Source organism: Oerskovia douganii, assembly GCF_015142735.1.
In the GTDB taxonomy this organism is placed as follows: domain Bacteria; phylum Actinomycetota; class Actinomycetes; order Actinomycetales; family Cellulomonadaceae; genus Oerskovia; species Oerskovia douganii.
Window position 1 is genome coordinate 49,556 of the sequence record NZ_JACSPN010000016.1, and the last position, 12,350, is coordinate 61,905.

11 protein-coding genes and 1 riboswitch are annotated in these 12,350 nt (G+C 71.3%); of the genes, 2 read left to right on the forward strand and 9 right to left on the reverse strand.

Annotation, left to right across the window (positions count from 1 at the left end; all coding sequences use genetic code 11):
- Positions 1–127 precede the first annotated feature (127 nt).
- From H9623_RS12730 to gdhA, 9 genes are all read right to left on the reverse strand, one after another.
- Positions 128–505, reverse strand: a complete 378-nt coding sequence (locus H9623_RS12730; RefSeq protein ID WP_193720412.1) for a sterol carrier family protein — start codon at positions 503–505, stop codon at positions 128–130.
- A gap of 78 nt (positions 506–583) precedes the next feature.
- Positions 584–2,137 carry an RNB domain-containing ribonuclease gene (locus H9623_RS12735; protein ID WP_193720413.1) on the reverse strand — a complete coding sequence of 518 codons (1,554 nt, stop codon included), beginning with the start codon at positions 2,135–2,137 and terminating at the stop codon, positions 584–586.
- A gap of 159 nt (positions 2,138–2,296) precedes the next feature.
- Complete coding sequence (locus H9623_RS12740) at positions 2,297–3,184, reverse strand: ABC transporter ATP-binding protein (RefSeq protein ID WP_193720414.1); 888 nt, start codon at positions 3,182–3,184, stop codon at positions 2,297–2,299.
- On the reverse strand, positions 3,184–4,101 hold the full coding sequence (locus H9623_RS12745) for an ABC transporter ATP-binding protein (RefSeq protein WP_193720415.1): 918 nt from the start codon (positions 4,099–4,101) through the stop codon (positions 3,184–3,186). Before H9623_RS12745 ends, H9623_RS12740 begins: the two co-directional genes overlap by 1 nt.
- Positions 4,098–5,240 (reverse strand): ABC transporter permease, encoded by a 1,143-nt coding sequence (locus H9623_RS12750; RefSeq protein ID WP_193720416.1) that lies wholly within the window; start codon positions 5,238–5,240, stop codon positions 4,098–4,100. The genes H9623_RS12745 and H9623_RS12750 overlap by 4 nt, the downstream gene beginning before the upstream one ends.
- A complete protein-coding gene (locus H9623_RS12755; RefSeq protein WP_193720417.1) occupies positions 5,233–6,228 on the reverse strand; it encodes an ABC transporter permease in 996 nt (331 codons plus the stop codon). Before H9623_RS12755 ends, H9623_RS12750 begins: the two co-directional genes overlap by 8 nt.
- A 46-nt stretch (positions 6,229–6,274) precedes the next feature.
- A complete protein-coding gene (locus tag H9623_RS12760) occupies positions 6,275–7,945 on the reverse strand; it encodes an ABC transporter substrate-binding protein (RefSeq protein WP_227748615.1) in 1,671 nt (556 codons plus the stop codon).
- Positions 7,946–8,331: 386 nt separating this feature from the next.
- Positions 8,332–9,084 (reverse strand): copper homeostasis protein CutC, encoded by a 753-nt coding sequence (locus H9623_RS12765; protein WP_193720419.1) that lies wholly within the window; start codon positions 9,082–9,084, stop codon positions 8,332–8,334.
- Between the two features lie 302 nt (positions 9,085–9,386).
- Positions 9,387–10,724: an NADP-specific glutamate dehydrogenase gene (gene gdhA, locus H9623_RS12770; protein WP_193720420.1), complete on the reverse strand. Its 1,338-nt coding sequence runs from the start codon at positions 10,722–10,724 to the stop codon at positions 9,387–9,389.
- A 269-nt stretch (positions 10,725–10,993) separates the two neighbouring features.
- Positions 10,994–11,105: riboswitch (SAM riboswitch) on the forward strand.
- A 20-nt stretch (positions 11,106–11,125) separates the two neighbouring features.
- Here gdhA and H9623_RS12775 point away from each other — a divergent pair.
- Both H9623_RS12775 and H9623_RS12780 read left to right on the forward strand, forming a co-directional pair.
- Positions 11,126–11,749, forward strand: a complete 624-nt coding sequence (locus H9623_RS12775) for an NADPH-dependent FMN reductase (RefSeq protein ID WP_193720421.1) — start codon at positions 11,126–11,128, stop codon at positions 11,747–11,749.
- Positions 11,746–12,297, forward strand: coding sequence for a flavin reductase family protein (locus tag H9623_RS12780; protein WP_193720422.1), 552 nt, complete (start codon positions 11,746–11,748; stop codon positions 12,295–12,297). Before H9623_RS12775 ends, H9623_RS12780 begins: the two co-directional genes overlap by 4 nt.
- Positions 12,298–12,350 lie beyond the last annotated feature (53 nt).

Here is a 12,350-nt window from a genome sequence, read left to right on the forward strand (position 1 = left end):
AACGGCTCCTGCGGCCGGGGTGCGCGACGTCGTCGTGCGCTGACCGGTCGGCGGGCACCGTCGCCCGTTCGCCTCGCACGCTATCTCACCCAGCGGACACCGCGAACTTTCCGGGGCGCCCGGGGTCCTACCTGTCGCGGCGGCGCGCGGCCTGCAACGGCAGCAGGTCCGAGATGTCGGACCGCTCGCCCGAGGCGCTGATGCGACCGTCGGCCACGGCCTCGGCCCAGTCGACCGCCCCCGTGACGAGGCCGAGCCACGTCTCCGGGTCCGTCTCGACGACGTTGGGCGGGGTACCGCGCGTGTGCCGAGGCCCCTCGACCGCCTGGACCGCGCCGAACGGGGGCACCCGGACCTCCACGGCGTGGCCCGGTGCGACCTCGGCCAGCTCCTCGAGCGTGAAACGGACGGCGGTCGTGACCTGGGGACGGTCGGCGGCACCGTCCTGCCAGGCGGCCAGGGCGGTGCGGCCCACGGCCGGGTCGGTGCGGCGGCGAGGAGGCATGGGTCCATCCTCCCGCGTCCGCCACCCGGTGCACGACGACGCCGCGGCCCTCCCGCGACGATGTCCCCGGCGAGGTGGTCAGGCGAGCTCGAACCCGACCCGACGACGCTCGATCGACGCCTCGCGCAGGCGCACCCGGACCGCCTCGCCCAACGGCAGCCCGACCCCCTCGACGCCCGCCCGGACCGCCGGGTCCGCGATCACGACCTGGCCGCGGACCACCTCCTGCACCTCCGGCCCCGGCAGGGCGCCCCCGGCGTCCTTCGCCGCGCGGTCGGCCTCCTTCGCCGCGCGGCGGCGGCGCTCCTCGTCGTTCTCGACGTCGACCACCACGCCGTCGAACACGTCCCCGACCCGGCCCGCGAGCAGCGCGGCCTCCACGATGTCGACGCTCGCGCGCTCGTACGACCCGGCGCGCTGGCCCGTCCGCGCCATGGTCCGCGGCAGTCCGGGCAGGGCGTCACGCACCCAGGCGGGCACCTCGTCCCCCGCGCACAGGGCGAGGCAGATCTCGGTCCCGTAGCGGTCGACCAGGCGTCGCAGCGGTGCGGTCACGTGCGCGTACTCGGCGGCGATCGCGGCGTGCGCGACGTCGTCGGGCACGCCCGCCGGCTGCCCTGTGCCGCCGAACGGCGCGTACGACGCCCCCCGGAACAGCGACGTCGCCTCGTTGAGGAAGGCCGCGTGCCGCGAGGTCGCCGAGTCGAGCGTCGCGAGCAGCTCGCCGTAGGACACGTCCTGCGGCCAGTCGATGCCGAGCGCGCCCGCCGTACGACGCAGGCGTGCCAGGTCGCGCGGGTCCGCGGCCGGCAGCGTGCGGAAGATCCCGACGCCGCCCGACCGCATGATCCGCGCCGCCGCGATCCCCGTGAGCAGGGACACCTGGGCGTTCCAGCCCTCGACCGGGAGGGTCGAGCGGAACTCGAGCCCGAACGAACCGTCCTCGTGCGCGACGACGTCCTGCTCGGGCACGTTCAGCGACACGCCGCCGCGGGCGCGCTCGCGCTCCTCCCGCAGCAGCCCGACCTCGCGCAGCAGGTCGAGCATCTCGCCCGCCTCCCCCGCGTCGAGCCGCGCCTGGACCTGCTCGTACGTCAGGCGGGCCGTGCTGCGCACGCGCGCACGGGCGACCCGGGCGCGGGTGATCTCGCCGGTCTCGTCGAGGTCCACGTGCCAGACGGCGGCGGCCCGGTCCACGTCCGGCAGGAGGCTCGCGGCGGCCTCGGACAGCACCGCGGGATGCAGGGGCGTGCGCACGTCCGGGCCGTAGAGCGTCATGCCCCGCTCGTTGACCTCGGTGTCGAGCGCCCCGCCCGGTGCCACGAACTCCGCGAGGTCCGCGATCGCGTACCGCACGAGGTAGCCGCCGGCTGTGCGCTCCAGGTGGACCGCCTGGTCGAGGTCCATCGAACCAGGCGGGTCGATCGTCACGAACGGCAGGTCACGCAGGTCCTCGCGCCCGTCCGTGACGTCCCGCCGCGCGGCCTCCGCGGCCTCCTCGAGGACTGGCCGCGGGAACTCCGCGGGAATCTCCATCTCGTCCCGCAGCGCGGTGAGCGCGGCCAGGACGGGGTCGATCGCCGGGGCGACCGGGGCAACGGTGGGCGCGACGCGCAGGTTCCGGGTGGGCACGACCCGACTCTAGGGCGTGCCTGCGTCCGCCGGCGGCGTGGCGGCGTCCGGCCGCACACGTTCCCCTGGCGCACGAGTGACGGCCCCAGGTCGTGGACCCGGGGCCGTCACTCGTCCGTCGGTCGCCTGCTCGCGCCGACACCGCCTGGCGTGGCCGCCCTAGAGGCCGGCCGTGCCGAAGCGGTCACGCACCCCGACGGCCTCCCCCGAGGCGGCCGACGTGGATGCGAGCTCTGAGCGCACCTCGTCGCGCAGCTTGCCCTGGTTCCTGGGGTCAGGCGCGGCAGACAGGAGGAGCTTGGTGTACTCGTGCTGCGGGTTCAGGATGACGTCGTCCGCCGGTCCCCGCTCCACGATGTTGCCACGGAACATCACGATGATCTCGTCGGAGAAGTGACGCGCCGTCGCGAGGTCGTGCGTGATGTACAGGACCCCCAGGTTCTCCTCGCGCTGGAGACGCGCGAGCAGGTTGAGCACACCGAGCCGGATCGAGACGTCGAGCATCGAGACGGGCTCGTCCGCGATGAGGAAGCGGGCTCCCGGAGCGAGCGCACGGGCGATCGCGACGCGCTGCCGCTGACCGCCCGACATCTCGTGCGGCCGCTTCTCGGCGAAGATCGCCGCAGGCGTCAGGTTGACGCGTGTGAGGAGCTCCTCGACCGCCCGGTCGAGCTCCGCGTTGGTCTTCGCCCGCCCGTGGATCCGGAGCGGACGCTCCAGGTGGTGACGGATCGAGTGGAACGGGTTGAGCGAGGCGAACGGGTCCTGGAAGACCATCTGGACGTTGTGCCGGTACTTCGCGAGCGCGCGGCCGCGGTGGGCGCTCGGGGTGCCGTCGATCAGGATCTCTCCCGACGAGGGCGTCTCGAGCTTGGCGATCATGCGCGCGACCGTGGACTTGCCGGACCCGGACTCGCCGACGATCGCGATCGTCTTGCCGGGCTCGAGCGTGAACGAGACGTCGTTCACGGCCCGGAGCCGCGACCTCTTGAGCCCGTTGCGGATCGTGAAGTCCTTGGTCACGTTGCGGACCTCGAGCGTGCCCATCAGGCCACCCCTCCCGTGTTGTCTCCCGAGTCCTCGCCGGACCGGACGAACGCCCCGCGTTCCCCCGTCAGGCTGGGGAACGATGCCAGGAGCTTGCGCGTGTACTCGTGCGCAGGTGCGCGGTAGATCTCCTCGGAGGTGTTCAGCTCGACGATCTCGCCCTGGAGCATCACCGCGATGCGGTCGCTGATCTCCAGGAGCATGGGCAGGTCGTGCGTGATGAAGACGACCGCGAAGCCGAACTGCTCACGCAGGCGCATGATCTCGCGGAGGATCCCGCGCTGGACGACCACGTCGAGAGCGGTCGTGGGCTCGTCCATGATCATGACCTGCGGGTTCAGCGCGAGGGCCATGGCGATCATGACGCGCTGGCGCATGCCGCCCGAGAGCTCGTGGGCATAGCTGTTCAGACGGTTCGGGTCCACGCCGACCAGCTCGAGGAGCTCGCGGCTGCGGTCGAGCTTGTCCTTCTTGGACATCCCCGGACGGTGGGTGTCGAAGACGTCGAAGAGCTGGGACCTGATGCTGATGACCGGGTTCAGGGAGTTCATCGCCCCCTGGAAGACCATGGAGACCTTGTCCCAGCGGAACGCGCGGAGCGCGTCCCCCGACAGGGCTGCCACGTCGATGTCGTGACCGTCCTTGTCGTGCAGCACGATCTCGCCGCTCGTGCGGAGCGCGGGCGGCTTGAGGAGCTGGTTGAGGCCGTACGCCAGCGTCGTCTTGCCGCACCCCGACTCTCCGGCAAGACCGAGGATCTCACCGCGGTGCAGCGTCAGGGAGACGTCCTTGACGGCCCGGACCACGGGGCTGACCTGGTACTCGATCGAGACGTTGCGTGCCGTCAGGACGGGGACCGCGTCGGGCGCTGCCCCTGCGTCCCCGGCGGGCTTCGCGGTCAGGGTCGGCGTGCTCATGCTTCCACCTTCTCGTCGTGGCGGGCCGAGACCTCGACCTGCGGGCGCTTCGCCGACGGGGCTGCCCCACCCTTCCCACGCTGCTTCTGTGCGCGCCGGACGTTCTTCACGGCCGCGGGAGCCGTCCGGAGCTTGGGGTTGATGATCTCGTCGATGCTGAAGTTGATGAGCGCGAGGCCGCAGCCGAACAGGGCGATCAGGAGGCCCGGCGGCACGAACCACCACCACCGTCCGTAGGCCATCGCGTTCTGGGTGCTGGCCTCGTTGAGGATCGTGCCCCACGTGACCGACCCCGAGGGGCCCAGGCCCAGGTAGGAGAGCCCGGCCTCGCTCAGGATCGCGAGGATCACCGCGCCGAGGAAGTTGGCCGCGAGCAGCGGGAGCAGGTTCGGCAGGATCTCGACGAGGATGATGCGGGGGGCCTTCTCGCCCGCGACCTTCGCTGCGTAGACGTAGTCACGGCTGCGCAGCGACCGAGCCTGGGCGCGGAGCACGATCGCTGCGCCGGCCCACCCCGTGATACCGAGGATCAGGGCGATGAGCAGGAGCGAGCGGGACTCGAGGTAGGCCGAGATCACGATGATCAGCGGCAGGCCCGGGATCACCAGCATGATGTTCGTGATGAACGAGAGGATCTCGTTGGTCCAGCCGCCCACGTAGCCGGCGATGATGCCGAACGCCAGGGACAGGACCATCGCGATGACGCCGGCGAGGAGGCCGACGGTCAGCGACCCCATGCCACCGTGCGCGACCTGGGCGAAGATGTCCGCGCCGATGTTGTTGGTGCCGAGCCAGTGCTCGGAGCTCGGCGGGAGGTACTGCACGTTCTTGGTCGAGGTCGGGCTCTGGCTGAAGAGCGGAGCCACGACCGAGAAGAGGATGATGCCGAGCGTCAGGACGAGCCCGACGACCAGCTTGCCGGAGCGACGAGGGAGCATGGCCCGCAGACCGCGCTTGGGCGCTGCGCTCGTCTGGACGGGCTCGCCGGCGACGACCGACTCGGGCGAGGCGATCGGGACGTCCGGCACGAGCCCACGCGTCTCGCTCTGAGGAGGCAGGCCGTCGACCACGACCGATGAGGCCGGGGCGGCGTCCGCTGCCGGGGTGACGGTCTCGGCGTCACGGATGTCGTCAGCCATTGTTGCGCGTCCTCGGGTCGATGATGCCGTTGATCAGGTCCATCAGGAAGTTCGCGGCGAGCACCACGACGGTGATCACCAGGAACGCTCCCTGCATGAGGGCGTAGTCCTTGGCCTGGACCGCCGTGAAGAGGAGCTTGCCGATCCCGGGGTAGCTGAACGCCTGCTCCATGACCACGGACCCTGCGACCACGAAGCCCAGCGCGATACCGAAACCGGTGACCGACGGCAGGACCGCGTTGCGGGTCGCGTACGTGGTGGCGACGCGCAGGGGGCGCAGTCCCTTGGCCTCGGCCGTGGTGACGTAGTCCTCGGCGAGGGTGGACACCATCATGTTGCGCATCCCGAGGAGCCAGCCGCCCATCGCGGACAGGACGATCGTGATGGCGGGCAGCGTGCCGTGGTAGATCACGCTGCCGATGAACTCCCACGACCACTCGGGGCCGTTGTCGAACATGAAGATGTCGTAGCCGCCGACGATCGGGAACCAGCCCAGCGACACCGAGAACACCGAGATGAGGACCAGGGCGAGCCAGAAGTAGGGCACCGCCTGGAGGAAGGTCGACGCGGGGATGATGTGGTCGACCCAGGTCCCGCGCTTCCAGCCGACCCAGGCGCCGCCTCCGACGCCCAGGAGGAAGGCGATGATCGTCGCCAGCCCGACGAGGCCCACCGTCCAGGGGAGGGCCTCGCCGAGCAGCTGGTCGACGGTGGCCGGGAAGTAGACCACCGAGGTACCGAAGTCACCCTTGAAGAGGTTCCCCCAGTAGGCGAGGTACTGGTCCCAGAGCGACGCGTCGTCACTGCCGAAGAGGAGATCGATGCTGTTGAGCATCCCAGGGGTCAGTTCGCCATTCCTCCGCAGAAGCGTATCGATGTAGATCTGCTTCGGGTCGCCGGGTATGGCCCGGGGAAGAATGAAGTTGAGTGAGACGGCGGCCCAGAGGGTGACCACGTAGAACGTGATCCGCCGTGCGAAGTACCTCATGCGATTGACTCCTCGTTGCTCCGAGCTCCTCTTCGGCAGTCCGACATCAGCTGTTGGACTCGAGCTGCGAGAGGATGACGCCGTTGCTGATGGTGGCCCACGACGGCGGGAACGCGTACATGTCACCCTCGACGGGCCAGCCCGTGTAGTCCTTCGTGTTGACGAACGACATGGTGGGGTTCACGACCAGCGCGATGTAGGGGAGGTCGCGGACGATCTCCTTCTGGACCGTGGCGTACGCCTCCTTCTTGGTCTCCTCGTCGTTCGTCGCAGCGGCCGCGGCGACCGCGTCGTCGACGAGCGGGTTGGAGTAGCGCGGGAAGTTGAAGCGACCGGCCTCGATCGTCTCGCCCACCGGCGTCGTGTACTCGGTCGTGAGCCACTGGCGGTAGATCGCGAACGGGTCGTCGAGCGAGGTGCCCGTGATACCGCTGATCATCATCTGGTAGTTGCCGGCCGTACGGGCGTCGGACATCTCCTGCTGCGTGATCTTCACGTGGTTGATCTGGATGCCCGCGTCGATGCCCTGCTGGGCGATCAGGTCGCCGGCTGCGTTGTGGTCGCTCCAGCCCTCGACGGAGATGAGCTCGATGACGAGCTTCTGGCCGCCCTTCTCGTAGATGCCGTCCGCAGCCTTGGCGTAGCCGGCGGCCGTGAGGACCTTGTCGGCCTCCGCGACGTTGGCCTCCTGCGGGCTCTCCTTCTCGATCTCGTCCGAGATCCAGCGGTCGTCACGACCGAGGAGCGCGAGCGAGGGCGATGCCACGGCCGCGTGGCCGGAGAACGCCTTGTCGTTGATCTCACCGCGGTCGAGGAGCAGGTTGACCGCCTCGCGGACCGCGAGGTCCGTCTGGGGTCCCACGCAGCCGAGCGCGGCGTTCATGCAGGACATGATCGTCGTGGGGTCCTGCGGGTTGTTGAGGAGGGAGAGCTGACCCTTGTCCGTGATGGGACCGGGGTCGGCGACGAACATCGTCGTCCAGTCGATCTTGCCCGTGGCGAGGAGGTCCTGGGCGCTCTGGTTCTTGTCGAGAGCCAGGTAGCGGACCTTCTTGAGCTTGGGCGCGCCGCCCCAGTAGTCCTCGTTGGCCACGACGGTGTAGGTCGCGTTCGAGATGGTGTCGAGGACGTAGGGTCCGGTGCCGACCGGCTCGTCGTTGGTGAACGTGATCTTGTCGGCGACGTCCTTGTAGATGTGCTCGGGCACCATGAGCGTCGTGCCGAGGATCTGCACCGCGGTCGTGAACTGCGCGCCGTTGAACGTCAGCTTGACCGTGGACTCGTCGACCTTCTCGGCCGTGTTGAGGTAGTCACGCTTGGCGGTCTCGTTGGTGAACGAGAAGATGACGTCCTCGACCGTGAAGGGCTCGCCGTCGGTCCACTTGACGCCCTCGCGGATCTTGATCGTGAGCTCGGTGCCGTCCTCGGACCACTCGTAGGACTCGCCCAGGCGGGGCGACGGGTCGCCGGCCTCTGCCCGGTTGTAGAAGAAGAGCGGCTCGTAGATCGCACCGTTGGTCACGTGCAGCGGGTTCGGCGCGTAGGGGTTGAAGTTCGCGACCATGGGGGTCTGCGTCCCGGCCCACACGTTGAGGACGCGGCTGCTCTCGCCACCGCCGCCCTCGTTCTTCTCGCCACCGGAGCTGGAGCAGCCGGCTGCGAACATCGTCACACCGGTCGCCAGGGCGACCACCGTGAGCAGGCGCTTGCGCGCCATGCTTCGAATCATCTTTGGTCCTCTCGAGTCGTCAACGCGTCGTCACGCTGATCAGCCGCTCGCCACCGTGCGAGCTCGTGGCAGGAACACTAACGAATCCCACCGAGCCTGCCGACCAATACGACAGGAAAGTTACCTAAATGAAATCTCGACGAGGCCGGACCCTCTGATAACCGCAGGATCCCGCCGATTTCGCCTGACCGCGCGGCGGGCCGTCGGTGCGCAGTGCACAACGCCGGGCGACCCTCGACGGCCGGTCGTGGGCCGACCGTGGCCTCACGCGGCCGGCCGTCGAGGGCACCTCGCACCGGCACGCGGACGGGTGCTCACGTCTGGACGCGTCCCCTCGCGAGGCGCCGCAGGCACGCGCAGGAGGCGCGGTCCGGTCAGCCGGCGGCGCCCGCCGCGTCGACCGCGGCCCGCGCCGCACGGGCGACCTCCGGGTCCGTGACCTCGTAGCCGGCCCCTCCCCCGCCGCCGGGGCCGCCGTCGTCGGACAGCGTGCGCTTGGCCGAGAGGTGGACCGCGTCGACACCGGCAGCGACGAGGGCCTCGACGTCCTGCGGTCGCACACCGCCGCCCGCCTGGATCTGCACCCGACCGGCGGCGTGGGTCGCCATCGCGCGCAGGCGGTCGACGCCGTCGATGCTGCTCGGGGCACCGCCCGACGTGAGCACCCGGGTCACCCCCAGCGCCGCGAGCAGGTCGAGCGCTCCCGTGACGTCCTCGACGACGTCGATCGCGCGGTGGAACGTGACGTCGCGCCCGCCGGCGGCGGCGACGAGCGCGCGCACCGCCTCCGCGTCCACCTGCCCGTCCGGGGTGAGCGCACCGATCACGACCCCGGCGGCGCCGGCCGCGACCACGGCCCGGACGTCCCGGACCTGCACGTCGATCTCGGCGGCGCTGAACACGAACCCGCCCGGTCGCGGCCGGATCAGGGGGTGCACCTCGAGCGGTGCCGTGCCCACCTCGGCAGCCGCGCGCACCGCGGCCTCGACGAGCCCGATGCTCGGCGTCAGCCCACCCGTCGCCCCGAGCGCCGCGCACAGCTCGACCCGCTGGGCGCCGACCTCCGCCGCGACCCGCACGCCGTCGGTGTCCTGGACTGCGATCTCGAGCGCGACCTCGCGTGCCATGTGCTGCTGCTCCTTGCGTCGGGGGACGGCGCGCTCGTCACGCGCCCGCGGTCAGCGTAGACCCAGCGGTCCGGACGGAGGCTCCTCGCCGCCCGGCGCCTCCGCCACCGCGGCCCGACGGCGCCACGTGCGCGCCGTCGTCGGGCCCTTCCCGTCGAGCGCGCCGCGCGGGCGCCTGCCGGGTGCCCGTCCAGGCCGGGGGCCGTGCCGCCGCGGGGACGACGACGGGAGCGGCCCCTCCTCGCACCGTGAGGCACGAGGAGAGGCCGCTCCGGTCGCGGGTTCCGGCCCAGCGGGGTGGGTCAGATGACGCCCAGCGAGATCATGGCGTCGGCGACCTTGGTGAAGCCCGCGATGTTCGCGCCCAGGACGTAGTTGCCCGGCGTCCCGTACTCGTCGGCGGTCTCCTCGCAGCGCGCGTGGATGCCGGCCATGATGTGCGCGAGGCGCTCCTCGGTGTACTCGAACGTCCAGGCGTCTCGCGAGGCGTTCTGCTGCATCTCGAGGGCCGAGGTCGCGACGCCGCCCGCGTTCGCGGCCTTGCCGGGCGCGAACAGCACGCCGGCCTCCTGGAGGAGCGCGACGGCGCCCGGCGTCGTGGGCATGTTGGCGCCCTCCGCGACCGCGACGACGCCGTTGGCGACGAGCTGCTTGGCGTCCTGCTCGGTCAGCTCGTTCTGCGTGGCGCAGGGCAGGGCGACCGTCGCGGGGACGTCCCAGATGCTGCCTCCGGTCACGAGGCGTGCGCCGGGGCGGCGCGCGACGTAGTCGGCGACGCGCCCGCGCTCGACCTCCTTGACCTGGCGGAGCAGCTCGACGTCCACGCCGGCCTCGTCGACCACGTAGCCCGACGAGTCGGAGAACGACACGACGTTCGCACCGAGCTGCTGGGCCTTCTGGATCGCGTAGGTCGCTACGTTCCCGGAGCCGGACACGACGACGCGCTGGCCGTCGAAGCTCTGGCCCTTGGTGCGCAGCATGTGGTCGGCGAAGAAGACCGTGCCGTAGCCCGTGGCCTCGGTACGCACGAGCGACCCGCCCCAGCTGATGCCCTTGCCCGTGAGGACGCCGGACTCGTAGCGGTTCGTGATGCGCTTGTACTGGCCGAACAGGTAGCCGATCTCGCGTCCGCCCACGCCGATGTCGCCGGCCGGGACGTCCGTGTACTCGCCGATGTGGCGGTACAGCTCGGTCATGAACGACTGGCAGAAGCGCATGACCTCGCCGTCGGACCTGCCGCGCGGGTCGAAGTCCGAGCCGCCCTTGCCGCCGCCGATGGGCATGCCGGTGAGCGAGTTCTTGAAGATCTGCTCGAACCCGAGGAACTTGACGATCCCCAGGTACACCGAGGGGTGGAAACGGAGCCCGCCCTTGAAGGGGCCGAGGGCCGAGTTGAACTCGACGCGGAACCCACGGTTGATCTGCACGTGGTTGTGGTCGTCGACCCACGGGACGCGGAAGATGATCTGGCGCTCGGGCTCGCAGATGCGCTCGAGCACGGCGGCGTCGACGTACTGGGGGTTCTTCTTGAGCACCGGGCCGAGCGAGTCGAAGACCTCGCGCACGGCCTGGTGGAACTCGACCTCACCAGGGTTGCGAGCGAGGACCTCGTCGAAGACGGACTGCAGACGACTATCCATGGAGTGCTCCTCGGCAGGGCGGGTTCGTAACCGCACCAGGTTACGTAGGCGTAAACCCGGCCGTACTCCCGTCCCACTCTGGGAGACGCCAGGGTCACGACCTGGGACGTTGCGCTTGCCCGGGGCGACGGTCGCGAGGCCGCGACACGTGGCCCGCGACGCACGGGAACGGCCGACCGTGCAACACGCCCCGAAACCTTCGTCCACGTCCCGAGATTCTCGACCGATCCGGTGCAGAAGGCGTCGTGCAGGGCTATACCCGTCCCAGAGGTCACGAGCACCAGCGCCAAGCCCCGGCTCGCTGGTCAGCAACCCCTCCCACGACGGGGTGCTCCGGGAGATGACCCGGCCACGCCGGCACCGGCGCAGCAAGCGTGCCGCACGACGACAGCGAGGACACCATGACCCAGCACACCGCCCCGCCCCCTGTCGGGGCCGCCGACTCCCCCGCCCCGGGCCCCGCCCGCCCCGCGGTCGTCACCCTGGTCGGCAACCCCCGCCCGGCCTCCCGGACCCTGACCGCGGCGCAGGCCGTCGCGGCTCGCGTGGCGGACGACCTCGGCCTGGCCCCGCGCGCCACGATCGACCTCGCGGACCTCGCGGCCGAGCTGCTCGCCCCGGCCCACCCCCGCGCCGACACCGCCCGCACCGTCGCCGCGAGCGCCTCCGTCCTGGTCGTCGCGACCCCCGTCTACAAGGGCTCGTACACGGGGCTGCTCAAGGCGTTCCTCGACCTCTACGGCCCCGACGGCCTGGCGGGGGTGGTCGCGGTCCCGGTCGTGGTGTCGGGCAACCCGGCGCACGCCCTGGCGGGCGAGGTCCACCTGCGTCCCCTCCTCGTCGAGCTCGGCGCCACCGTCCCCGCCCGGACCCTGACCCTGGTCGACTCCCGGTTGGGCGAGCCCGACCTCACGGACGCCCTCGACACCTGGCTCGGCCACGCCGGAGGGCTCCTGCGCCGAGCGGTGGGCGGCACCGTCTTCCAGGACGCGACCGCGCCCCGGCTCGCCGGAGCCTCCCGGTGACCGCGACCACGCGCTCCGAGCTCGCCGGGCTCGAAGCCCTCCTCCACGAGCAGGACGAGCCGCAGCTCGGCGCGGACGACTACAAGGCCGTGTTCCGCCGGCACCCGGCGGGGGTCGCGGTCGTCGCGCTCGAGCACGAGGGACGGCCCGTGGGCTTCACGGCGACGTCCGTCATCTCGGTCTCGGCCTCGCCGCCGCTGCTCGCGTTCTCCCTCGCGTCGACGTCGTCGTCGTGGCCGGCGATCTGCGCGGCCCGCACGCTCACGGTCAGCTTCCTGGCCGACGACCAGGACGACGTGTCCGCACGGTTCGCGACGAGCGGCATCGACCGGTTCGCGGGCGGCGGCTGGTCGCGTCTCGCGTCCGGGGAGCCCGTGATCGACGGCGCGCTGTCCTGGGTGCGGGGTCGGGTCGTGCAGCGCACGCCCGTGGGCGACAGCTACCTGGTCTCGTTGCGCGCCCTGTCCTCGGGGACGCGGGGGGACGCGGCACCGCTCGTCTACCACGACCGGGCGTACCACCGGATCGGCGACCACTCGGCTCTCTGACGCCCGGGCGCGGGGGGGGGGGGGGGCCGGGGGGGGGGGGGGGGGGGGGGGGG

Bases quoted from the DNA above. Each gene is read 5' to 3' on its own strand.
- H9623_RS12730 (WP_193720412.1), bottom strand. From the start codon at position 505: ATGCCTCCTCGCCGCCGCACCGACCCGGCCGTGGGCCGCACCGCCCTG.
- H9623_RS12740 (WP_193720414.1), bottom strand. From the start codon at position 3,184: ATGGGCACGCTCGAGGTCCGCAACGTGACCAAGGACTTCACGATCCGC.
- H9623_RS12745 (WP_193720415.1), bottom strand. From the start codon at position 4,101: ATGAGCACGCCGACCCTGACCGCGAAGCCCGCCGGGGACGCAGGGGCA.
- H9623_RS12750 (WP_193720416.1), bottom strand. From the start codon at position 5,240: ATGGCTGACGACATCCGTGACGCCGAGACCGTCACCCCGGCAGCGGAC.
- H9623_RS12755 (WP_193720417.1), bottom strand. From the start codon at position 6,228: ATGAGGTACTTCGCACGGCGGATCACGTTCTACGTGGTCACCCTCTGG.
- H9623_RS12760 (WP_227748615.1), bottom strand. From the start codon at position 7,945: ATGGCGCGCAAGCGCCTGCTCACGGTGGTCGCCCTGGCGACCGGTGTG.
- H9623_RS12765 (WP_193720419.1), bottom strand. From the start codon at position 9,084: ATGGCACGCGAGGTCGCGCTCGAGATCGCAGTCCAGGACACCGACGGC.
- gdhA (WP_193720420.1), bottom strand. From the start codon at position 10,724: ATGGATAGTCGTCTGCAGTCCGTCTTCGACGAGGTCCTCGCTCGCAAC.
- H9623_RS12775 (WP_193720421.1), top strand. From the start codon at position 11,126: ATGACCCAGCACACCGCCCCGCCCCCTGTCGGGGCCGCCGACTCCCCC.